A 21,101-nucleotide genomic window follows, 5' to 3' on the forward strand; every position below is an offset into this window, starting at 1 on the left:
GATCAATGGGAGGAAGCAAGAACAGACGAGGCAACAGCGGAAGGGACAAGGCCGGCGGTTGCCGCACGCGGACTTGCTGAAAAACGGGTCACGGAAAAAGCCTCGATGGGCGTGGCGCTCTCGCCGTCACGCACCAGGTCGGCCAGCACGGCGCCAACGCCGGGGCCGAGTTGAAAACCGCCGCCGGCAAAGCCGAATGCATGAATCAGGCCCGGTGTGGTGGCGCTGCGGCCCATCACCGGCAGGCGGTCGGGCAGGTAGCCTTCAGTGCCGCTCCAGGTGCGGATGATGTGGGCGTTCTTCAGGGCTGGCAGCAGCTCAACGGTTTGCTGCATCAGGCCGGCCATGCCGCTGCGCTGTGCGCGGGCGCGCTGGTCATCCAGCGCATAGCCCCGGCCGCCGCCGATGACACAGTTGCCGCGCGCGACCTGGCGGGCATACACACCGCCGCCCTCCACGCCCAGGCTCAGATTCATGAATACGGGCAGCGGCTCGGTCACTGCCATCTCGGGGTGGCCGGACTCCATGGGAACGATGTCGCCGAACTGGCCGGCGATGGTGGCGGCCCAGGCGCCTGCGCAGTTAAGCAGGTGCCTGGCGCGCACTTCCAGCACATCGCCCGAGCGCAGCACAAATTCAGCGCCGTCATGCGCGGCTTCATCCACACGCGTCTGCTCGCGGATATCGGCGCCCAGACGCCGGGCCGCCAGCGCAAAGGCCGGCGACACCAGGCGCGGGTTGGCTTGGCCGTCTTCGGGGCAGAGCGAAGCGCCCACGGCGGCCTTGCCCAGCCAGGGGCAACGCTCACGCAGGGCGCGCGTGGAGAGCATTTGCAGGCCCATGTCAAAACCCCGCGTGCGCTCACGGTAGCTTTCGAGCGAGGCCAGGTCTGCCTCGCTGCGTGCAATTTTCAAATGGCCTGAGCGCAGGTATTCACCGTCGGTGCCGATGAGTTCAGGCAACTGCGCCCACAGGCCCTGCGCGCGCTGCGACAGCGGCAACTGGCTGAGCGGCCTGCCCTGACGGCGCACGCCGCCGTAGTTGACGCCGCTGGAGCGTGAGCCACACAGGTCGCGCTCAAGCAGCACGACCGACAAGCCCATGCGGCGCAGGAACAGCGCCGCCGATGAACCCATGATGCCGCCGCCGATGATGGCGACGTCGGCTTTGAGACGTTCCATCATGCGGCCTCCTGCTTGGCCACCGGAGCGGCCATGGCCGAGAACGGCAGCGGCTTGATGGGTGACTGCCCGCGCAGGCGGCCGACGGCGTCGGGCTGGGCAGCGCAGGCGTGCGCGAGGATTTCAGCCGCCGCCACACCGCAGGTGCGGCCCTGGCAGCGGCCCATGCCGACGCGTGTCAACGCTTTCAAGCGGTTCATCTCGCGCGCGCCGGTATCGGCCACACAGCGGCGCAACTCACCGGCAGTGATCTCTTCGCAGCGGCACACCACCAAGTCATCCGGTGCAGCCGCAGCCCAACCGGCGGGAAAAGGAAAGGCACGCTCCAGCCCTTGGCGAAACGAGGCAATACCTGCCAGGCGGTTTTCAAGCGATGCCGCGCGCGACGCATCAACCGTGTTGCCCGCATCAGCCAGCAACGCCAAAGCGGCGCGCTCGCCCGCCCATTCGGCCGCATCGGCGCCCATGATGCCGGCGCCGTCACCTGCCAGGTAGACACCGGCTACGCTGGAGCGCCCCGCCGCATCGCGCTCGGGCAGCGCGCCGCGTTGCAGCTTGTCGTAACGGAAACGGCAGCCCAGCAAATCAGGCAACTGCGTTTCGGGCCGCAGCGCGTAACCAAAGCCCACGCCGTCGCAGTCGACCTGGTAGTCGCGCCCTGCCTTGCGCCAATGCATCGCCTGCACACGGTCGCCGCCGGTGGCGCGCGTCAGCTCAATGCCCTGGTGCACAGCAATACCGTGCAAACGCAGCCAGCCCAGGTAATACAAACCTTTGGCAAACAGCGCCGGCTGGCCCAGCATGGCCGGCGCGGCCGCGGCCTTGTCGGCAAAGCTGGCGGTGTCGAGCACCGCTACCACCTTGGCACCGGCTTTTGCATATTGGTAAGCAATGAGGTACAGCAAGGGCCCGGTGCCGGCGAACACCACACGCGAGCCAATCGCGCAGCCCTGGAACTTGAGCGCTACCTGCGCGGCGCCCAGGGTGTAGACGCCCGGCAAAGTCCAGCCCGGGAATGGCAGCACACGGTCGGTTGCGCCGGTGGCGACGATGAGGTGGCTGTAGGGCAGCGTGCTCATGTGCCCCTGGTGAAGCAGGTCCAGCTGACTGGCCTCAGCGCTCCAGACCAGCGTGTCGGGGCGATAGTCGATCTTGTCCAGGATGCCGGCCATGGCGCTGTGCACCGCGTCGGCGCGGCCTGCTTCAAAACCGTAAAGCGTTTCCTTGGCGCGGGTAAAGCCCGCTGGCGGCTGGCGGTAGATCTGCCCGCCCCAGCGCGGCGCTTCGTCGACCACCACCGGCCGCACGCCGTGCGCCACCAGCGTTTGCGCGGCACGCACACCGGCCGGCCCAGCACCCACAATAACGGCCCGCACGCTCATACCGGGCCCTCCGCGCCGGTCACCAGCCGCATGCCCTCTTCAACAAAAGTGCCGCAGGCGCGCAGGCGCCGGCCCGATTCGGTGGCGACCCAGCAGTCCTGGCAGGCGCCCATCATGCAAAAGCCCGCGCGCGGCTCGCCGCTGAATTCACTGAAGCGCAGCTGGGCGCTGTGCGTCAGCACGGCCGTCAGCACGGTATCGCCGGCCAGCGCCGTGAGGGCCTGCCCATTGAGCACAAAGCTCACGGGTGGGCGGCCGCCTTCGGCCACGCGATGGAGCAAGGCCCCGGGTTTGCTGCCCACAAGGGCAGTCTCGGTAGTTGATTTCATTTGTGTCCGACCAGAATCTTGTCGAGGCCGTAGATGCGGTCCAGCACCAGCATGGCCACCGCCGTCAGCGCCACCATGAGCGCCGAGACCGCCGCCATCAGCGGGTCTATCGACTCAGTGGCGTACATGTACATGCGCACCGGCAAGGTCACTGTGGAAGGTGCGGTGACAAAGATCGACATGGTCACTTCGTCAAAGCTGTTGATAAAAGCGAGCAACCAGCCGCCGGTCACGCCGGGCAAGATCATTGGCAACGTGACGCGCGCGAACACCGTCGCCTGGCTTGCACCCAGCGAGAGCGCCGCCTGCTCGGCGCTGCGGTCGCTGCCCTCCACCGAAGCCAGCACCAAGCGCAACACATAGGGCGTGATGATGACCACGTGCGCCAGCGCCAGCCAGAAGAAGCTGCCGGTCGCGCCGATCAGCGAGAAGGTGCGCAGCAAGGCCACGCCCAGCACCAGGTGCGGAATGATGAGCGGCGAGAGAAACAGGCCGTTGAGGAAGTCGCGGCCCGGAAAGCTGTGGCGCGCAATCGCCAGCCCGGCCGGCACGGCCAGCAAGGTGGCCAGCGTGGCGGAGATAGACGCCAGCCAGAGACTGTTCTTGAAGGACTGCACAAAGTCCGAATGCGCAAACACCGCGCGGAACCAGCGCAATGAAAACTCCGTGGTCGGAATGGCCAGCGTGTTGCCGGGTGTGAAAGCCACCACGCACACGATGACCAGCGGCGCCAGCATGAAGGTGATGACGAGAGCGTTAAAGAGAAGCGCGATAGGGCCGTTTTTGGACATGGTGCGCTCCTTATCCCAACGACTTCTTGTACGAACGCTCGAGGATGCGGTTGTAGCTCAGCATGATGGCCAGGTTGGCCAGCAGCAGCGTGAGCGCAATCGCCGCGCCCAGCGGCCAGTTGAGCTCATGCAGGTATTCGTCATACACCACGGTGGCCACCATCTTCAAACGCCGCCCGCCCAGAAGGCCGGGAATCGCAAACGCGCTGGCGGAGAGGCCAAACACAATCAGGCTGCCCGAGAGGATGCCCGGCAGCACTTGCGGAAAAATGATGCGGCGCAAGGTGGTGAAGTGCGAGGCCTGCAGCGAGAGCGCCGCGTCTTCCACGCCCGGGTCCAGCTTTTGCAGCGAAGTCCAGACCGGGATCACCATGAAGGGCAACATCACATGCACCAGCGCAATGACCACGGCCGCTTCGGTATAAAGAATGCGCATGGACGGCAAACCCACAGCGCGCATGGCCTGGTTGACCACACCTTCGGGGCCCAGCAGCATGCTCCAGCCGAAAGCGCGTACCACCACCGACACGAGCAGGGGCGCCAGCACCACCAGCAACAAGATGGAACGCCACGGGCTGCGCATGCGGCTGAGCACATAGGCCTCTGGCGCGCCGACAACAATGCAGATCAGCGTGGTGAGCGCTGAAATCCACAGCGTGCGCCAGAAGATGCCGTGGTAGTAGTCGTCCGTCAGCACGGCGGCGTAATGCGCCAGGGTAAAGCTGTTCTTCACGCCGGTGGCGTGGTCAAACACCTGGAAGGACAGCACCGCGGTGAGCGCCAGCGGCACCAGCAGCAGGCAGGCAAACAGCGTGAAGGCCGGCGCCGACAACAGCCAGGGCGTGCGCGATGCACTGGCGCGGGCCGGCGCAGTGACCGCTGCGGCCACGGCAGCGCTGCTCATGCCGGTACCCCTTGCGCGCCGGGCAACAGGCGCACCTGCTGGGCGGTCCAGTCCAGGCCGACGTTGGCGCCTTCTTCGGCGGGCGCCGTGCCGTCGTTGGGGCACACCACCGCAAGCCGGCCGGCGGCGGTCGATACCTGGTAAAGCCACTGGCTACCGAGGAAGAAACGTTCATGCACCGTGCCGCCTATGCGGCCCTGGGCTTCGGGCACCAGACGGATTTTTTCCGGCCGCAGGCTGAGCACAACAGCGTCGCCTTCTCCCACGCCAGGCGCTTCGACCTCCAGCGGTACATTGCCACCCACATTCACCGTGGCCCAGGGGCCGGTGGCCGTCACGCGGCCTTCCAGCAAATTGGCCTTGCCGACAAAGCTGGAGATAAACCGGGTCTGCGGATGTTCGTACAAGCGGTGCGGCTGGTCGATCTGCGTCACGCGGCCGGCTTCCATCACCACCACGCGGTCGCTGATGGACATGGCCTCGGTCTGGTCGTGTGTGACCATCACGGTGGTGGTGCCGACCTTGCGCTGGATCTGCCGCAACTCAAACTGCATTTCTTCGCGCAGCTTGGCGTCGAGGTTGGAGAGCGGCTCATCGAGCAGCAGTACCGGCGGCGAAATCACCAGAGCGCGGGCCAGGGCCACCCGCTGGCGCTGGCCGCCCGACAGCTCACGCGGGTAGCGGCCGGCGTGCGCCTCCAGGTGCACCAGGGCCAGCGCGGCTTTCACGCGCTCGGCGCGTTCTTCTTTCGGCACGCGGCGCATCTCCAGGCCGAAGCTCACGTTGTCGTACACGCTCATGTGGGGAAACAGCGCATAACTCTGGAACACGATGCCCAGGCCGCGCGAATTGGGTTTGGCGTGGGTGATGTCGCGGCCATCCAGCGTGACCTGGCCCGAAGTCACTTCGCAAAAACCCGCAATCATTTGCAAGGTGGTGGTCTTGCCGCAGCCTGAGGGGCCGAGTAGCGAGACGAATTCGCCCTTTTCCACCGACAGGTTCATGTCGGCCACGGCGCGGGTGGCGCCGTAAGACTTGTTCACATTTGCCAGGGTCAAAAAAGACATGGGGAGCACCTCTGCAACAAGGGGAATGGCCAGCGCCGCACAGACAAAACGACGTGCAAAACGATGACACCCTGATGACTTCATGCTAGGGCATCCCATAAAAAATCGTCAATAGGTTATTCCGTATAGAGATATCTTTATTTGATTTATTCCGTTAAATGGAATTTATATACACTTATGGCCATACTGATTCCGCCAAAGGAGACGCCATGAAAGATGAAGACAATAGCTCCAGCAGCGTGCAACGCGCGTTTTCCATCATCCGGGCGCTGGCCGCCACGCAGGCCAAGGGCGGGCGCATCACGCACATTGCCAAGGCCACCGGGCTCACCCAGGCGACCACCCACCGCATCCTGCAAAGCCTGGTAGCCGAGCGTGTGGTGGAGCAGGAAACCGGATCCAAGCTCTATCGGCTGAGCATTGATTTTTTTGCACTGGCCGCGCAGGCCGGCAACACCATGGACCTGCGCAGCCTGTGCCGGCCTTCGATGCTGCGGCTGTGTGCCAGCCTGGGCGACACCATCTTTTTGCTGGTGCGCAGCGGCTTTGACGCCGTTTGCCTGGACCGCAGCGAAGGCCCGTTTCCCATCCGCTCTTTCACCGGCGACATCGGCGGGCGCGTAGCGCTGGGCATGGGCCAGGGCGGCCTGGCCATCCTGGCCTTTTTGCCCGAGACCGAGCGCGAGGAAGTGATCCGCTACAACCTGCCGCGCGTGCGCGAGTTCGGTGTGTACGACGAGGTCTACCTGCGCACCGAGATCGAGCGCGTGCGCGAACTCGGCTATGCCGGGCGCAACACCAATCTGCTGGACGGCATGGCTGGTGTCGGCGTGCCGGTGCTGGACCGCGAAGGCCGCGCCGTCGCCGCGCTCAGTGTGGGCACGATTTCCTCACGCCTGAGCCCCGACCGCCTGCCCACCGTGGTGGAGCTGCTCAAGCGAGAAGCCACAGCCATCAGTGCACAGATCAATCCGTTTGACAGCACGCTGCGGCGGCCTGCGCAGAGCCTGGCGCCCACTGACAACGCTTGAGAGCGGCTCAGGGCGCAGCGGCTTGCTCACGCAGCCAGCCGCGCAACTGCACCAGCGGCCGCCAGCTGGTTTTTTGTGAAGGCCAGACCAGGTAGTAGGCAAAGTCCGAGCTCAGCGAAAGATCAAAGGGCACGGCCAGCGTGCCGTCGGCAATATCGTCGGCCACCAGAAAGCGCGGCAGCACTGCCAACCCCAGCCCCGCCTTCACCGCCTGCGCGATCATGGAAAAGAGTTCGTACTTGGGGCCGGTGCCTGCACCTTGTGCGTCGTCGATCCCGGCCAGTTGAAACCAGTCGCGCCAGGCATGCGGGCGCGTGCTCTGGTGGATGAGCGTGAACTTCAAGACATCGGCCGGGTGGCGCAATTGCCGCTTTTTCATGAGTTGCGGGCTGCACACCACCACGCTGTCTTCGCCCATCAGGTATTCAGACTCGGTGCCGGGCCAGTCGGGCCGGCCATAGTGGATGGCGGCGTCCAGCCCCGTCAATGAAAAATCAAAAGGCTGCAGGCGGGTGGCCAGGTTCAACGTCACATGCGGGTGCGCTTTCAGAAACGAGGGCATGCGCGGGATCAGCCACTTGGTGGCAAAGGTGGGCACCACGCCCAGCTCCAGCGTGCCGCCCTCACCTTTGGACGACACCAGGTCCAGCATGGCGGCCTCCAGCGAATCCAGCGCCGGGCTGACCCGCGCCAGCAGTGAACGGCCGGCGTCGGTCAGCTCCAGTTGCCTCGGCAGGCGCAAAAAGAGGCTCACATCCAGGTCCTGCTCCAGCCCAAGGATCTGGTGGCTGACCGCGCTCTGGCTCACCGACAGGTCTTGCGCCGCCAGCGTAAAACTGCCGCGGTGGGCGGCTGCTTCAAACGCGAGCAGGGCCTGGGTAGAGGGGATTTTTCGGCGCATCGCATGAATATATCTCATGCCTCCATCGAAATACATCCTTTGTGCACGGCACCAAAATTACCGAAAATCCGGCTTTCACCCGCCCATTACACGACTGAAATGACTCATCTCCAGAAGCTGCTTGCCTGTTGCCTGCCCGCCGAAGCCGTGAAAAGTATTCATGAGCAGATGTACGTTCACCCGTCGCTGCAGCAAGCCGCCTCGGGCACGGTCACCCGGGCCGAGCTGGCCCAGGCCTTGAACATGGCGCTGTTTCACGGCCTGGTACAGCGTGTGCCGGCCGGGCAGGATTACATCGCCAGCGACGTGGTGGCGCAAAAGCGCCAGGTGGTGTTTGACCACGGCGCGCTGCGTACGGTGCGCTGGCCAAGCGGCGCTCTGCCCGCCGGTGAGGCAGCCTTCACCCGCGTGCTGCGCCCGCTGGGTTTTGAACTGCAGGGCACCTACCCGCTGCCGCGCCTGAAGATGACCGGCCGCGCCTACTGCCACCGTGACTTCCCCGAAGAGATCGCGCAGTTTTTTGTGTCTGAACTGCATCCCGAGCAGTTCTCCGCGCCCTTCCAGTCGGCTGTGACGCGTGTGCTGTCGACCTCACGCGACCCACTGGGCCCGCAGGATGTGGCTGACCTGGAGCAACTCACGCGCGACGGCACGCTGCCCCTGGCGCAGGCGCTGCGCTTGCTGCCGCAACTGCTGCAATGTTTTGACCGCCAGCACGGCGTGTTCGCCATGGACGACTATGAATTGCTGCTGGCCGAATCCGCCGAAATGGCCTGGATTGCCACCGAAGGGAATGCCTTCAACCACGCGACCGACCGTGTGGCTGATGTGGACGCAGTGGCCGAACGCCAGCGCGCGCTGGGCCGGCCCATCAAGGACAAGGTCGAGGTATCGGCCAGCGGCCGCGTGCGACAGACGGCCTTTCGCGCGGCGACGGTGCAGCGCGAGTTCATCACCGCGCAAGGCCGCGTCACGCGCGACGTACCCGGCTCGTTTTACGAATTCATCACCCGCGCCGAGCTGACGCCCATGGCGGCGAATGACCCCGTGCAGACGCCGCGGCTGGACCTGGCCTTTGACGCCGGCAACGCCACCGGCATTTTCGGCATGACGGCCGCGCGCGCATGAGCGCTGAGTGCGGACCAGTTCGACCGCTGTACGCACAGGCCAGCGGCTCGCCGATACGCGCCATGCTGGCGCTGGCCGGCCAGGAAGACATGATTTCGCTGGCGGGCGGCCACCCCGACCCGGCGCTGCTGCCGGCCGACTGGTTGCGCGAAGCATTGCAAGACGTCACCGGCAAGCTGCAAGGCCGCAGCCTGCAATATGGCGCCACGGAAGGCCTGGTGGAGCTGCGCGAAGCGAGCGCCGCCCTGCTCACACAACGCGGCCTGGCGGCCAAAGCGAGTGAGCTGCTCATCACCACTGGCTCGCAACAGGCTATCGACTTGCTGGCGCGCGTGCTGATTGAGCCGGGCGAAGGCATCGCGGTGGAATCATTCAACTACCCGGCTGCGCTCCAGGCCTTCCGTTTTTCGGGTGCGCGGCTGATTGAAGTGCCGACCGATGCGCAGGGCATGGATGTCGACCGGCTCGAAGCCATTTTGCTGGCTGAGCGACCGCGCGTTCTGTATGTGGTGCCCAACTTCGCCAACCCGACCGGCGCGGTGATGCCGCTGGCACGGCGGCTGCGCCTGCTGGAGCTGGCCACACAGTACGGCGTGACTTTGATCGAAGACGACCCGTATGGCGAACTCTGGTTTGGCCAAGCGCCGCCACCGCCGCTCGCGCAACTCAATCAGCAAGCCGGCTCGCCCGCGCAGGTGGCCTACATGACCAGCTATTCCAAGGTGGTGGCCCCTGCCCTGCGCCTGGGCGTGCTGCTCGCGCCGGCGGACATACTGCGCGCAGTGGTGCTGGCCAAGCAGGCCGCCGATGTGCACAGCGGCTCGCTGGAACAGCTCACATTGGCCACCATGCTCAGCTCCAACCGCCTTACATCGCACCTGGATGCGCTGCGCAAAGCCTACGCGGCCAAGGGCGCTACGCTGGCCGATGCCTTGCGCACAAACGCCGGCAGCCTGCTTGAATTTGACGCGCCGCAAGGCGGCATGTTTGTCTGGGCCAGGCTGCGTGCCGACTTGCCCCTGCTACCCACACAAGATTGGGTGGATTTCGGCCTCAGGCATAAAGTGCTGGTGGTGCCGGGCGCCGCCTTCAGCATCAGCAATGCTGCACAGCCCTGGCTGCGGCTGAGCTTTGCCAACCCCTCACAGGCCGCGCTGCAACAAGGCGCCGAGCGGCTGGGCCGCGGGCTGCAAGGCCTCACTACCCACACCGCTTCCGATTTCAGGACAACCCACGAAAGGACTTCCACATGAGTCACTCCAGCGACGTTTCATCCCTCTTCAAGGCCTTGGGCGTCAGCGCCGACCTGGACAGCAAGGCGCCTGCCGCCATTGAGGTGTTCACCCCCATCGACGGCAGCCGCCTGGCACGCGTGGCGATTCAGAGCGCTGCCAGCGTCGACAGCGCGCTGAACGGCGCGCACCAGCGCTTCACAGCCTGGCGCAATGTGCCCGCACCCAAACGCGGCGAGCTGGTGCGCGCCTTCAGCGAGACCGTGCGCCGCCACAAGGCTGAGCTGGGCCAGCTGATCTCGCTGGAAACCGGCAAGATCTTGCAGGAAGGCCTGGGCGAGGTGCAGGAAGTCATCGACATCTGCGAATTTGCCGTCGGCCTGTCGCGCCAGCTCTACGGCCTGACGATTGCGAGCGAGCGCCCCGACCACAAACTGCTGGAAACCTGGCACCCCGTGGGTGTGGTCGGCATCATCTCGGCCTTTAACTTTCCGATGGCGGTGTTCGCATGGAACGCCGCGCTGGCGCTGGTGTGCGGCAACACCCTGGCCTGGAAACCTTCTGAGAAAACGCCGCTGTCGGCCATTGCCCTCAACGGCCTGCTGCTGCAAACCGCGAAAGACCTGGGCCTGGCCACTGAAGGCCTGAGCGAGCTGTTGATCGGCGAGCGCGCCACCGGCGAGGCGCTGGTCAAGCACCCACATGTGAAGCTGGTGAGCGCCACCGGCTCCACCGCCATGGGCAAGAACGTGGCGATTGCCTGCGCAGGCCTTTTTAAACGCTCGCTGCTGGAGCTGGGCGGCAACAACGCAGCCATCGTCTGCCCGTCGGCCAATCTGGAACTGGTGGTGCGCGGCGCGGCGTTTGCCGCAGCAGGCACCGCAGGCCAGCGCTGCACCAGCCTGCGCCGCCTGATCGTGCACCGCTCGATCTATCCGGAGCTGGTCAAACGCCTGGTCGCGGTGTTTGAACGCCTGCCCATCGGCAACCCGCTGAAAGACGGCACGCTGGTCGGCCCGCTGATCGACGGCCGCGCATTTGAGGCCATGCAGGCCGCCCTGGGCGAAGCAAAGAAGCTAGGTGCCACCGTGCATTTCGGTAAACGCCAGCCGGGCGATGGATCGGCCCACTATGTGCGCCCTGCCATCGTGGAACTGAAGGAACAAGCCGGTCCGATGCTGCACGAAACCTTCGCGCCGATTCTGTATGTGGTGCCTTACGACAACTTTGACGACGCCATCGCACTGAACAATGCCGTGGCGCACGGCTTGTCGTCGGCCGTCTTCACGCAAGATTTGCGCGAAGCCGAGCAGTTCACCTCGGCACGCGGCTCCGACTGCGGCATTGCCAATGTCAACATCGGCACCAGCGGTGCGGAGATAGGCGGCGCCTTTGGCGGCGAGAAGGAAACCGGTGGCGGGCGCGAGTCGGGTTCGGATTCGTGGAAGGCTTATATGCGCCGTGCGACCAATACGGTCAACTACGGATCAAGCCTGCCGCTGGCCCAGGGCATCCGTTTCGAAATCTGAAACAGGAAGCGCCGGACTCCCCCGGCGCTTTCCTACAAATGGGCAAACACCGCGGGGGCGTTTTGCCAGTTGTCGTCGCGGCCATCCACATAGGTGATGGGAATGCTTGCAAGCTCCTCGTCGGAGATACCTTCCAGGCACATGACGTTGACGCCGTACATCTTCCCTATGGGTGTTTCGGTCCCGATGCCGAAAACGCGGACGCCGCAATGCCTGCAGAAGTAATGCTGGTTCTTCCGTGTGTTGAAGAGGTACTGCGTCAGATCGGCCTCACCGGCCAGCAGCCGGAAGGCCGCCGGCATCGCAACGGCCGGCCAGAAACGCGTCCTTCTGCAGATCGAGCAATTGCACCGGTAGGTCGCCTGGCTGAGGTCGATATCGGCTTCGATTTTCACGGTGCCGCAGTGGCAGCTGCCCTGGTAAGTCTTCAACATCGTGCGTCCTCCATCCAGTGCGCCGTGCGGCACGCCCGCAGCTTGAGCCTGCGGCTCAGACTGCTGAAAAGTCGGGTTTGCGTTTTTCCATAAAAGCGGAGAAAGCCTCGCGCGCCGCCGGCTCACCCAGCATGCGGCCAAAGCTTGCGCCTTCTTCCGCCATACGCTCGGCCACCACCGTGGCATTGCCTTTTTTCATCAGGCGCTTGGTTTCCATCAATGCGCTGAGTGGCTTGGCCACCAGCTTTTGTGCCTGGCGCTGCGCCAGCGCATTGGCTTCCGCGGGCGGCACGATGCGGTTGATCAGGCCAATCTCGAGCGCGGTCTCGGCCATGAAGGGCTCGCCCAACAACAATGCTTCGGCAGCACGCGGGTAGCCCATGAGCTGGGGCACCAGAAAGCTGGACGCAGCTTCAGGGCACAAGCCCAGGTTGACGAAAGGCATGGAAAAAGCCGCGTTGTCGCCGGCATAGACCAGGTCGCAATGCAGCAACAGCGTGGTGCCTATGCCCACAGCCGGGCCGCACACCGCGGCGACCAGAGGCTTGGGAAAGCTGCTGATGCCGCGCAGGAAACGGAACACCGGCGAGTCGGACGTTGCGGGCGGGTTGTTCAAAAAGTCGGCGATGTCGTTGCCGGCGGAAAAAATCGTTTCGTGGCCCTGGATCACCACCGCGCGCACAGCCGCATCATGGTTGGCGGACTCGAGCGCATCGGCCAGCGCGCCGTACATGGCGGCCGTGATGGAGTTCTTCTTGTCGACACGGTTGAGGGTGATGGTCATCACGCCTGCGTCGGTATGGACCAGGATTTCGGGGATGCTGCCAGAGGAGATGGGGGTGGGAGTGTTCATGGTGTTTTCCGATTGAGACGCCAAGTGTCTCATTCCTTGTAATAGACGATCTGCGTGCTCGTGGCCAGCAACACGCCGGCTTCGCTCCACAGCTGCGCGGTCTGGTCAAAAAAGCCGTTGCGAAAGGCTTGCGCTTTTGCCTGGCCGAGCAGAAAGCCGTCGCCGCATTGCGCGAGCTGTGCGCTGTCCGCATGAAAGTAGGTCGTGATCGACACCGTGCCCGCAGGCACGCGCGTGGCGCGGCGCAGCCAGACGCGCGGGTAGAACACGTCGGACAAGGCGGCCAGCGCCGGGAAGTCCAGCGGGCGCGGCGGGTCGTCGCGCACCCAGAGCTGGGTGAGGCTGTCCACACCGCTGCCGTCCCACACTTTCGGGATAATGCCGCGCACCGGGCGCAGGTCGTAGCGGCTGGTCCATGCGGCGCTGGAGACCTTGAGGCGGGCGGCCGCATCCGGCAAATCGGATGCCGGCATGGGGGTGTCGTTCTGGCTCCAGGTCTCGCGGCGCGCAGCCGTGACGGCCGTGGCCGTCATCACAACCTCCAGGGCGCCGCTGGACGCATCGGCCTGCGACAGCTCCACTGCCCAATGCTGGGTCGAGCGGTTGGTGCGCACCGGTTTGGCGGTGACAGTGAACGCACCCTCGGCCACGGCCGCAGCGTAGTTCACGGTGAGTGCTACCGGCTCGCCCAGCAAGGCCGGGTGCAGGAGGATGGCGCGCAGGGCCGTGGCAGCGGTGGTACCGCCAAAAGGGCCCACCATGTTCCAGTAATCAGGATGGGTGTGGCCCTGCCAGGTGCCGGGGCTGTTGTTGTCTGCAGCTTCGAGCCGCAGCGCCTGGTCAAGGGGATGTGCTGATGTCGTCATGCCTGCAGTATGCGGACGCTTTGCGCTTTATGCCGCCCTCTTGGCGACACCCGTCATCCCTTCGATGATCTGCTGCGCGCGCGGCCACAAGGTGCTGTTGAACTGCTCGCGGAAGAAACCGAAATGCCCGATGCGCCTGACCTTGAGGTCGGCCGGCGCGATGCGCTCAAAGGTGCGCGGTGCGTTGGCATAGAGGTTGATCAGGTTTTGCGTGCCGCGCCAGGTCATGAGCTCGTCGTCGGTGATCGACAGGGCCGTAACCGGGAAGCTGACTTGCCCGTAGCTCAGGCGCGCGCTCTCGCCTTCGGCGCCCACGCTGTACTGCGGGTTCAGGCACCACTTGCGCCACTGCAGCATGACGCCGGCCGGCAGGTCGCCGACCTTGCGCAAGGTGCGCCCCGGAAAGTAGCCAAAGAGCCGCGTGGCCAGCGGCACCAGCACGTACCAGAAATACAAAATCATGCGCCGCAGTTGCGGCGCGTTGTCGCGCCAGTAGCCGCTGCCGGCGGCAATGCTGACCAGGCCGTCGATCTTGCCCTGGTTCTTCAGGAAGCCCGGCAGCTGTGCGCCCAGGCTGTGGCCCAACAGGTATAGCGGCGCATCCGGCAAGGCGGCCTTGGCGGCATCGACCACGGCTTCGTAGTCGCTGGCCCAGTCCAGCAGGTCGGCCTTGAAGCCGCGCAGGCTGCCGTTGGCCGTGGCGGGCAACGAGTCGCCCGAACCACGGTAGTCAAAAGTGGTGACGCGAAAGCCCTGGCTCGACAGCCATTCGGCAAAGGGTGCGTAGTAGTGCTGCCGCACACCCATCGCGCCGCCAATCACCACACTGGTGTGCGCGGACTGGGTGGCGTCGTAGACCCGCAGCGAGAGTTGCGCGGTGCCGGTTGCCAGAGTCTGGATCTGCATAACTGCCTCCACTGGTTGATCAGGTGTCACTGTCTTCACTGACTCAAATCTCACGGCCTCACCTACGACGGCCTCAAAGGCTTAGCGAGTAGCCCTACACGCGCTCAAAAATTCCGGCAGCGCCTTGCCCCATCCCCACGCACATGGTCACCATGCCGTACTTCAGCTGGTGGCGGTGCAATGCATGGATCACGGTCGCGGCGCGGATGGCACCGGTCGCGCCCAGCGGGTGGCCCAGCGCAATGGCGCCGCCCATGCGGTTGACCTTGGAGGCATCGAGCTTGAGCGTGTTGATGACAGCCAGCGACTGCGCGGCAAACGCCTCGTTCAACTCGATCCAGTCCATGTCGTCCTGCTTGAGGCCGGCGTAGCGCAAGGCGGCAGGAATGGCTTCGATAGGGCCAATGCCCATGATTTCAGGCGGCACGCCCTTGGCGGCGTAGCTCACAAAGCGGGCCAGCGGCTTGAGGCCGAAGTCCTTGACGGCCTTTTCGCTGGCTAGCACCAGCGCGCCTGCGCCGTCGGAGGTCTGCGAGCTGTTGCCGGCGGTGACCGAGCCGCGCGCGGCAAACACCGTCTTGAGTTTGGCCAGGCCTTCGAGCGAGGTGTCGGGGCGTGGGCCTTCGTCCAGGCTCACGGTGCGCGTCTTGGCGATGACTTCACCGGTTTCCAGGTTGGCGCTGCGGTCGGTCACTTCAACCGGCGTGATTTCCATGCTGAATTCGCCGGCTTGCTGGGCTTTGATGGCCTTGAGGTGGGACTCGAGTGCGAACTGGTCTTGCGCTTCGCGCGAAACCTTCCACTGCTGCGCCACCTTCTCGGCCGTCAGACCCATGCCGTAAGCGATGCCGACGTTCTCGTCGTTCATGAACATATTGGGTGACAGCGAAGGCGAGTTGCCCGACATGGGCACCATGCTCATGCTCTCGGTGCCGGCGGCGATCATCACGTCGGCTTCGCCCACGCGGATGCGGTCAGCCGCCATCTGGATGGCCGAGAGGCCGGACGCGCAAAAGCGGTTGACGGTGATGCCGCCAACGCTGGTGGGCAGACCCGCCAGCACCGCGCCAATGCGCGCCACGTTCAGGCCTTGCGGGCCTTCGGGAATAGCGCAACCGCAGATGATGTCTTCAATCGCCTTTGGGTCAAGCGATGGCACTTGCGCCAGCGCCGCCTGCAGCGCCTTGACCAGCAGGTCGTCGGGCCGCATGTTGCGGAAATAGCCGCGGGCGGAGCGCCCGATGGGTGTGCGCGTGGCGGCGACGATGTAGGCTTCCTGGACTTGTTTGGCCATGATGGTTTCCTTCAATTTCTCAGTTAACTTTTCCGTGGGCCGGAGGGAATCCAGGCCCAGACAAATTCGCATTCGACCGGGTTGACGCCGGCTTCATCGGTCACGATGACCGGCACATTGACTTCACCCTTGTCGCTGGCCTGCATGGCGGCGCGTTGCTCGTCGCTCAGCGTGGCCACGGCGCGCAGGGCGCCTGTGGCGCGCTTTTTGAACGCCATCTTGAGTTCCTTGGCCAGCGGGATGCAGTCGTCGCGCACGTTCATGCCGACCACCATGCCGGTGGCGGTTTCCGCCAGCAGGTTCATCGCCGAGGCGTGCACGCCGCCAATGTGGTTTTGCACACGCTTTTCGTTCTTCACGCCGATTTCCACCATTGCGGGTGTCATCTGCAGAAAGTCGAGCTTGGCCGTGCCGGTAAAGGGCACGGCGCGGCGCAGCACCACACTGCGAAACCACGGCCGCGCGAACGCGGGCACGTCCTTCAGCTGGGCGAGCTGGCGTTCCAGGCGGTTGGGCTTGTGGTCGCTCATGACGGTTTGGCCGGTCATCAGTTACGAACGGGTTTGCCGGTGCTCATCATTCCCATGATCCGCTCTTGCGTCTTGGGGTGTTCGAGCAGCGAGCAGAAGGCCTTGCGCTCCAGCGTCATCAAATACTCTTCAGTCACCAGCGTGCCGGCATCGACATCACCGCCGCAAACCACATTCGCGATCAGGCTGGCAATGTGGAAGTCGTGCGCGCTGATAAAGCCGCCGTCGCGCATATTGACCAGTTGGCCCTTGATGGTGGCCAGGCCACTGCGGCCCACCACCGGGAACTGGCGCTTGTGAGGCGCGCGGTAGCCGGAGTTGAACAGCGCGCGGGCTTCATTCAGCGCGACGAAGAGCAGCTCGTCCTTGTTCGGCACGATCACATCGCTGTCGAGTAGATAGCCGATCTTGCGGCTTTCAATCGCGCTGGTGCCGACCTTGGCCATCGCGGCGGCGGTAAAACCTTCGGTCAGGAAGGGCAGCATGTCCTTGTTGGTCGAGGTACCCGCGTTTTCCGCTGCGCGGCGTGCGATGTAGGTCAGGCCGCCGGCGCCGGGCACCAGGCCCACGCCGACTTCGACCAGGCCGATGTAGCTTTCCATTGCTGCAACGCGCTTGGCCGAGTACACCGCCATTTCACAGCCGCCGCCCAGGGCAATGCCGCGAATCGCCGACACCACGGGCACGGCCGCGTAACGCAGCTTGAGCATCACGTTTTGCAGTTCAGCCTCTGCCCCTTCAATCGCCTTGGCGCCGCCCATCATGAAGGCGGGCAACATGGCTTGCAGGTCGGCGCCGGCCGAGAACATCTCATCGTTGGACCAGATGACCATGCCCTTGTAGCTTTTCTCGGCCAGGTCAACACCCATTGCCAAACCTTCGGCCACGTCGGGGCTGATGGCGTGCATCTTGGTCTTGATGCTGGCGATCAGCACGTCGGCGTTCGCGCCGTCCAGCGTCCAGAGGCGGATCGCGTCGTCTTCATGCAGCGTGGTGCCTGCGGTCTCGAAGGCGGGCGCCTTGGCGCCGAGCACGTCTTCGGGGAAGAACTGACGCTCATAGACCGGCAGCTTGCGGCGCGGGATGAATTTTTTGGCTGAAGGGCTCCACGAGCCTTCCGCCGTGTGCACGCCACCGGCATCGGCCACCGGGCCTTTGAACACCCACGCAGGCAGCGGCGCTTTGGACAGCGCCTTGCCGGCGTCGATATCTTCCTGGATCCAGGTGGCGACCTGCTTCCAGCCGGCTTGCTGCCACAGCTCGAACGGGCCCTGCTTGGAGCCGAAACCCCAGCGCATGGCGAAGTCGATGTCGCGTGCGGTTTCAGCAATGCTTTCCAGGTGCACGGCGGCGTAGTGGAACTGGTCGCGCAGGATGGCCCAGAGGAAGCGCGCTTCGGCGCCCTCGGCTTCGCGCAAGAGCTTGAGGCGCTCGCCCGCGGGCTTTTTCAGCATGCGGCCGACGACTTCATTGGCCTTGGCGCCGGCGGGCACGTATTCCATGCTCTCGGGGTCCAGGCGCAGGATGTCGCGGCCCTGTTTTTTGTAGAAGCCGGCGCCGGTCTTCTGGCCCAGGCTTTTGGATTCAAGCAGCTTGGCCAGCACGGGCGGCGTGCCGTAGACGTCGGAGAACGGGTCTTCTACCTTGCCGGGGCCGAGGTTGTCCTGCAGCGTCTTGATGACGTGGGCCATGGTGTCCAGGCCCACCACGTCGGCGGTGCGGAAGGTGCCCGAGCTCGCGCGGCCCAGCTTCTTGCCGGTCAGGTCATCGACCACGTCGTACGTGAGCTTGAAGGTGTCGGCCTCCTTGATGGTGGCCAGCATGCTGGCGATGCCCACGCGGTTGGCGATGAAGTTGGGTGTGTCGTGGGCGCGGATCACGCCCTTGCCCAGCGCGCTGGTGACAAAGGCTTCCAGGTCGTCCAGCACCTTGGGTTCGGTGGTCGGTGTGTTGATCAACTCGACCAGTGTCATGTAACGCGGCGGGTTGAAGAAGTGGATGCCGCAAAAGCGCGGCTTGATGGATTCAGGCAGCGCCTCGCTGAGCTTGGTGATGGACAGGCCCGAGGTGTTGCTGGCGACGATGGCGCCATCGGCGATGAAGGGCGCGATCTTGTGATACAGGTCGGTCTTCCAGTCCATGCGCTCGGCAATCGCCTCGATGATGAGGTCGCATTCCTTGAGCAGCTCCATGTTCTCTTCGTAGTTGGCCTGCTGGATCAGCGCTGCGTCTTCAGGCACGCCCAGCGGTGCCGGTTTGAGCTTCTTGAGGCCTTCGACCGCCTTGATAACAATGCCGTTCTTCGGACCTTCCTTGGCAGGCAGATCAAACAGGATCACCGGCACCTTGACGTTGACCAGGTGGGCGGCAATCTGCGCGCCCATAACGCCTGCGCCGAGGACGGCGACTTTCTTGACTTGGAATCGTGACATGGATTTCTTTCTCTGAATCTGGATGGGTGGAGATTCGCTGCGTTTACTGCTGGCGTACCCAGGTCTGGGTGCGACCGAAGGGTCCGATGGAGCCGCGGACTTCCATCTTCTTGCCGCCTTCAATCGGGGTCATCTTGAGGGAGTAGCTTTTGCCGTTGTCCGGGTCGAGGATCTTGCCGCCTTCCCAGACGTCGCCGTCGGGTGACTTCTTGGCGCCGCGAATGATTTCGAGGCCCAGCCGGGGCTTGTCTTTGCGGTCGTCGGGGCATTCGGTGCAAACCTCGTCAGGCTTGACGCCTGGGGTCAGGCGCTTTTCGACCTTGCCGTTGAGCACGCCACCGGCTTCCGCGATGCGGACGTCGAATTTGGGCTCGCCGGTTTTTTCGTCGAAACCGCGCCACAAACCCACAGGCGTGTTCTGGGCCAGCGCCGGAATGGCCATCAGGCCCAGAACGATCATCAGCAATTTTCTTTTCATGGTGTCTCCCTGCTGTTTGTTCAGAATGATCAGGCCAGTGCTTCGTCGGTTTCCATCAGCGACTTGCTGCCGGCGCGGGCGGTGCGCATCAGCGTCGCGGTTTCGGGGAAGAGCTTGGCGAAGTAGAAGCGTGCGGTCTGCAGCTTGGCCACATAAAACTTGTCGGTGTTGCCGGCGGCAATTTCGCGCAGCGCGGTTTGCGCCATCAGGGCCCAGAAGTAACCGAACACCAGGTGGCCGGCCACACGCAGGTAGTCCACGGCGGCAGCACCCACTTCGTCGGGATTCTGGAAGCCCTTGAAGCCCAGCTCGGTGGTGAACTTGGTCATCTGGTCAGCCAGGTAAGCCAGCGGGTTGATGAACTCGGCCATCTTCTCGTTGACGCCTTCTTCGGCGATGAGCGCACCGATCACCTTGCCGAACTTCTTCAGCGTGGCGCCGTTGTTGCCCAGGACCTTGCGGCCCAGCAAGTCCAGCGACTGGATGGTGTTGGTGCCTTCGTAAATCATGTTGATACGGTTGTCGCGCACAAACTGTTCCATGCCCCATTCCTTGATGAAGCCGTGGCCGCCGAAGACCTGCATGCAGGCATTGGTGGAGATGTGGCCGTTGTCGGTCAGGAAGGCTTTGACGATAGGCGTGAGCAGGGCGACGATTTCGCCGGAGTCCTTGCGCACTTTTTCGTCGGGGTGGTGCAACTCCTTGTCGAGCAGCAGCGTGCAGTAGATAGCCAGCGCCCGGCCGCCTTCGGCATAGGCCTTGGCCGTCAGCAGCATCTTGCGCACGTCGGGGTGCACGATGATGGGGTCGGCCGGTTTGTCTTTAGCCTTGACGCCGGAGAGCGAACGCATCTGGATGCGGTCTTTGGCGTAGGCCAGCGCGTTCTGGTAAGCCACTTCGGTCAGGCCCAGCGACTGGTTGCCCACGCCCAGGCGGGCGGCATTCATCATGACGAACATCGCGGCCAGGCCCTTGTTGGGCGCGCCCACCATGGTGCCGACGGCGTCTTCCAGCACCATCTGCGCGGTGGCGTTGCCGTGGATGCCCATCTTGTGCTCCAGGCCGCCGCAGTAGATGCCGTTGCGCGAACCAAGGGCGCCATCTTTGCCGATGTTGAACTTGGGCACGGCGAAGAGGCTGATGCCTTTGCTGCCCTGAGGCGCATCGGGCAGGCGGGCCAGCACCAGGTGCACGATGTTGGCGGCCATGTCGTGTTCACCGGCGCTGATGAAGATCTTGTTGCCGGTCAGGCGGTAGGTGCCGTCGGGTTGTGGCTCGGCCTTGGTGCGCAAGAGGCCCAGGTCGGTGCCGCAATGCGGCTCGGTCAGGCACATGGTGCCGGTCCATTCACCGCTGGTCAACTTGGGCAGGTAGAGTTTTTTCTGCTCGTCCGTGCCATGGGCATGCAGGGCTTCATACGCGCCGTGCGACAGGCCGGGGTACATGGTCCAGGCCTGGTTGGCCGAGTTGAGCATTTCGTAGAGGCACTGGTTCAGCACAAAGGGCAGGCCCTGGCCGCCGTACTCGGGGTCGCAACTGAGCGCGGCCCAGCCGCCTTCGACGTATTGCGCATAGGCTTCCTTGAAACCCTTGGGCGGCGTGACTTCGTGCGTGGTCTTGTCGAGCTTGCAGCCCTCTTCGTCGCCGCTGATGTTCAGCGGGAAAGTCACTTCGGCGGCGAACTTGCCGGCCTCTTCGAGCACGGCGTTGATGGTTTCGACATCGACGTCCGCATGCTTGGGGATGGCCTTGAATTCATCGGTGACCTTGAGCACTTCGTGCATGACGAATTGCATGTCGCGCAGGGGTGGGCTGTACTGTGGCATGGTGGGT

At 64.3% G+C, this 21,101-nt stretch carries 20 protein-coding genes; 4 read left to right on the top strand and 16 right to left on the bottom strand.

Annotated features, from left to right (window positions below; translation table 11 throughout):
- Window positions 1-2 precede the first annotated feature (2 nt).
- Genes BM408_RS16385 through BM408_RS16410 form a run of 6 tightly spaced genes read right to left on the bottom strand, consistent with a single transcriptional unit; the run spans window position 3 to window position 5,654 of the window.
- Entirely contained in the window at window positions 3-1,184 is a 1,182-nt protein-coding gene (locus BM408_RS16385) for an NAD(P)/FAD-dependent oxidoreductase (protein ID WP_092131019.1), read from the bottom strand.
- Window positions 1,181-2,563, bottom strand: coding sequence for an NAD(P)/FAD-dependent oxidoreductase (locus tag BM408_RS16390; protein WP_092131021.1), 1,383 nt, complete (start codon window positions 2,561-2,563; stop codon window positions 1,181-1,183). Before BM408_RS16390 ends, BM408_RS16385 begins: the two co-directional genes overlap by 4 nt.
- Entirely contained in the window at window positions 2,560-2,892 is a 333-nt protein-coding gene (locus BM408_RS16395; RefSeq protein ID WP_092131023.1) for a (2Fe-2S)-binding protein, read from the bottom strand. Before BM408_RS16395 ends, BM408_RS16390 begins: the two co-directional genes overlap by 4 nt.
- Window positions 2,889-3,683, bottom strand: a complete 795-nt coding sequence (locus BM408_RS16400; RefSeq protein ID WP_092131025.1) for an ABC transporter permease — start codon at window positions 3,681-3,683, stop codon at window positions 2,889-2,891. Before BM408_RS16400 ends, BM408_RS16395 begins: the two co-directional genes overlap by 4 nt.
- 10 nt (window positions 3,684-3,693) lie before the next feature.
- Window positions 3,694-4,587: an ABC transporter permease gene (locus tag BM408_RS16405; RefSeq protein WP_092131027.1), complete on the bottom strand. Its 894-nt coding sequence runs from the start codon at window positions 4,585-4,587 to the stop codon at window positions 3,694-3,696.
- Window positions 4,584-5,654 (bottom strand): ABC transporter ATP-binding protein, encoded by a 1,071-nt coding sequence (locus BM408_RS16410; RefSeq protein ID WP_092131029.1) that lies wholly within the window; start codon window positions 5,652-5,654, stop codon window positions 4,584-4,586. Before BM408_RS16410 ends, BM408_RS16405 begins: the two co-directional genes overlap by 4 nt.
- Before the next feature lie 209 nt (window positions 5,655-5,863).
- On the opposite strand from BM408_RS16410, the gene BM408_RS16415 reads away from it, so the two are divergent.
- Entirely contained in the window at window positions 5,864-6,685 is an 822-nt protein-coding gene (locus BM408_RS16415) for an IclR family transcriptional regulator (protein ID WP_092131031.1), read from the top strand.
- A 7-nt stretch (window positions 6,686-6,692) separates the two neighbouring features.
- Here the strand turns inward: BM408_RS16415 and BM408_RS16420 are convergent, their stop codons facing one another.
- Complete coding sequence (locus BM408_RS16420) at window positions 6,693-7,604, bottom strand: LysR family transcriptional regulator (RefSeq protein WP_254774853.1); 912 nt, start codon at window positions 7,602-7,604, stop codon at window positions 6,693-6,695.
- Window positions 7,605-7,685: 81 nt separating this feature from the next.
- On the opposite strand from BM408_RS16420, the gene BM408_RS16425 reads away from it, so the two are divergent.
- The 3 genes from BM408_RS16425 to BM408_RS16435 are packed head-to-tail and all read left to right on the top strand — an operon-like array spanning window position 7,686 to window position 11,475.
- Window positions 7,686-8,714, top strand: a complete 1,029-nt coding sequence (locus tag BM408_RS16425; protein ID WP_092131035.1) for a DUF1338 domain-containing protein — start codon at window positions 7,686-7,688, stop codon at window positions 8,712-8,714.
- Window positions 8,711-9,967, top strand: a complete 1,257-nt coding sequence (locus BM408_RS16430) for an aminotransferase-like domain-containing protein (protein WP_092131037.1) — start codon at window positions 8,711-8,713, stop codon at window positions 9,965-9,967. Before BM408_RS16425 ends, BM408_RS16430 begins: the two co-directional genes overlap by 4 nt.
- The gene (locus tag BM408_RS16435) at window positions 9,964-11,475 is read left to right on the top strand and encodes an L-piperidine-6-carboxylate dehydrogenase (RefSeq protein ID WP_092131040.1); all 1,512 of its coding nucleotides are present in this window, start codon (window positions 9,964-9,966) and stop codon (window positions 11,473-11,475) included. The genes BM408_RS16430 and BM408_RS16435 overlap by 4 nt, the downstream gene beginning before the upstream one ends.
- 32 nt (window positions 11,476-11,507) lie before the next feature.
- On the opposite strand, the gene BM408_RS16440 is transcribed toward BM408_RS16435, so the two are convergent.
- The 9 genes from BM408_RS16440 to BM408_RS16480 form a co-directional block, all read right to left on the bottom strand.
- Window positions 11,508-11,909, bottom strand: coding sequence for a GFA family protein (locus BM408_RS16440; protein ID WP_092131042.1), 402 nt, complete (start codon window positions 11,907-11,909; stop codon window positions 11,508-11,510).
- Between the two features lie 55 nt (window positions 11,910-11,964).
- Entirely contained in the window at window positions 11,965-12,762 is a 798-nt protein-coding gene (locus BM408_RS16445) for an enoyl-CoA hydratase (RefSeq protein ID WP_092131044.1), read from the bottom strand.
- A 29-nt stretch (window positions 12,763-12,791) separates the two neighbouring features.
- Window positions 12,792-13,628: an acyl-CoA thioesterase gene (locus BM408_RS16450; protein WP_092131046.1), complete on the bottom strand. Its 837-nt coding sequence runs from the start codon at window positions 13,626-13,628 to the stop codon at window positions 12,792-12,794.
- 27 nt (window positions 13,629-13,655) lie between these two features.
- Window positions 13,656-14,534, bottom strand: a complete 879-nt coding sequence (locus tag BM408_RS16455; RefSeq protein WP_092131048.1) for an alpha/beta hydrolase family protein — start codon at window positions 14,532-14,534, stop codon at window positions 13,656-13,658.
- Window positions 14,535-14,628: 94 nt separating this feature from the next.
- Window positions 14,629-15,828: an acetyl-CoA C-acyltransferase gene (locus tag BM408_RS16460; protein WP_092131050.1), complete on the bottom strand. Its 1,200-nt coding sequence runs from the start codon at window positions 15,826-15,828 to the stop codon at window positions 14,629-14,631.
- Window positions 15,829-15,851: 23 nt separating this feature from the next.
- On the bottom strand, window positions 15,852-16,376 hold the full coding sequence (locus BM408_RS16465; protein ID WP_371327022.1) for a DUF4442 domain-containing protein: 525 nt from the start codon (window positions 16,374-16,376) through the stop codon (window positions 15,852-15,854).
- Window positions 16,376-18,790 carry a 3-hydroxyacyl-CoA dehydrogenase/enoyl-CoA hydratase family protein gene (locus tag BM408_RS16470; protein ID WP_092131052.1) on the bottom strand — a complete coding sequence of 805 codons (2,415 nt, stop codon included), beginning with the start codon at window positions 18,788-18,790 and terminating at the stop codon, window positions 16,376-16,378. The genes BM408_RS16465 and BM408_RS16470 overlap by 1 nt, the downstream gene beginning before the upstream one ends.
- 43 nt (window positions 18,791-18,833) lie before the next feature.
- Entirely contained in the window at window positions 18,834-19,268 is a 435-nt protein-coding gene (locus tag BM408_RS16475; RefSeq protein ID WP_092131055.1) for a DUF2147 domain-containing protein, read from the bottom strand.
- Window positions 19,269-19,297: 29 nt separating this feature from the next.
- Entirely contained in the window at window positions 19,298-21,094 is a 1,797-nt protein-coding gene (locus BM408_RS16480) for an acyl-CoA dehydrogenase C-terminal domain-containing protein (RefSeq protein WP_092131058.1), read from the bottom strand.
- Window positions 21,095-21,101 lie beyond the last annotated feature (7 nt).

This window comes from Polaromonas sp. YR568 (genome assembly GCF_900116715.1).
Lineage (GTDB): Bacteria > Pseudomonadota > Gammaproteobacteria > Burkholderiales > Burkholderiaceae_C > Polaromonas.

What these genes read in the sequence shown, in the direction of transcription:
- BM408_RS16385 (WP_092131019.1), bottom strand. Translation starts at nt 1,184, where the DNA reads ATGATGGAACGTCTCAAAGCCGACGTCGCCATCATCGGCGGCGGCATC.
- BM408_RS16390 (WP_092131021.1), bottom strand. Translation starts at nt 2,563, where the DNA reads ATGAGCGTGCGGGCCGTTATTGTGGGTGCTGGGCCGGCCGGTGTGCGT.
- BM408_RS16395 (WP_092131023.1), bottom strand. Translation starts at nt 2,892, where the DNA reads ATGAAATCAACTACCGAGACTGCCCTTGTGGGCAGCAAACCCGGGGCC.
- BM408_RS16400 (WP_092131025.1), bottom strand. Translation starts at nt 3,683, where the DNA reads ATGTCCAAAAACGGCCCTATCGCGCTTCTCTTTAACGCTCTCGTCATC.
- BM408_RS16405 (WP_092131027.1), bottom strand. Translation starts at nt 4,587, where the DNA reads ATGAGCAGCGCTGCCGTGGCCGCAGCGGTCACTGCGCCGGCCCGCGCC.
- BM408_RS16410 (WP_092131029.1), bottom strand. Translation starts at nt 5,654, where the DNA reads ATGTCTTTTTTGACCCTGGCAAATGTGAACAAGTCTTACGGCGCCACC.
- BM408_RS16415 (WP_092131031.1), top strand. Translation starts at nt 5,864, where the DNA reads ATGAAAGATGAAGACAATAGCTCCAGCAGCGTGCAACGCGCGTTTTCC.
- BM408_RS16420 (WP_254774853.1), bottom strand. Translation starts at nt 7,604, where the DNA reads ATGAGATATATTCATGCGATGCGCCGAAAAATCCCCTCTACCCAGGCC.
- BM408_RS16425 (WP_092131035.1), top strand. Translation starts at nt 7,686, where the DNA reads ATGACTCATCTCCAGAAGCTGCTTGCCTGTTGCCTGCCCGCCGAAGCC.
- BM408_RS16430 (WP_092131037.1), top strand. Translation starts at nt 8,711, where the DNA reads ATGAGCGCTGAGTGCGGACCAGTTCGACCGCTGTACGCACAGGCCAGC.
- BM408_RS16435 (WP_092131040.1), top strand. Translation starts at nt 9,964, where the DNA reads ATGAGTCACTCCAGCGACGTTTCATCCCTCTTCAAGGCCTTGGGCGTC.
- BM408_RS16440 (WP_092131042.1), bottom strand. Translation starts at nt 11,909, where the DNA reads ATGTTGAAGACTTACCAGGGCAGCTGCCACTGCGGCACCGTGAAAATC.
- BM408_RS16445 (WP_092131044.1), bottom strand. Translation starts at nt 12,762, where the DNA reads ATGAACACTCCCACCCCCATCTCCTCTGGCAGCATCCCCGAAATCCTG.
- BM408_RS16450 (WP_092131046.1), bottom strand. Translation starts at nt 13,628, where the DNA reads ATGACGACATCAGCACATCCCCTTGACCAGGCGCTGCGGCTCGAAGCT.
- BM408_RS16455 (WP_092131048.1), bottom strand. Translation starts at nt 14,534, where the DNA reads ATGCAGATCCAGACTCTGGCAACCGGCACCGCGCAACTCTCGCTGCGG.
- BM408_RS16460 (WP_092131050.1), bottom strand. Translation starts at nt 15,828, where the DNA reads ATGGCCAAACAAGTCCAGGAAGCCTACATCGTCGCCGCCACGCGCACA.
- BM408_RS16465 (WP_371327022.1), bottom strand. Translation starts at nt 16,376, where the DNA reads ATGACCGGCCAAACCGTCATGAGCGACCACAAGCCCAACCGCCTGGAA.
- BM408_RS16470 (WP_092131052.1), bottom strand. Translation starts at nt 18,790, where the DNA reads ATGTCACGATTCCAAGTCAAGAAAGTCGCCGTCCTCGGCGCAGGCGTT.
- BM408_RS16475 (WP_092131055.1), bottom strand. Translation starts at nt 19,268, where the DNA reads ATGAAAAGAAAATTGCTGATGATCGTTCTGGGCCTGATGGCCATTCCG.
- BM408_RS16480 (WP_092131058.1), bottom strand. Translation starts at nt 21,094, where the DNA reads ATGCCACAGTACAGCCCACCCCTGCGCGACATGCAATTCGTCATGCAC.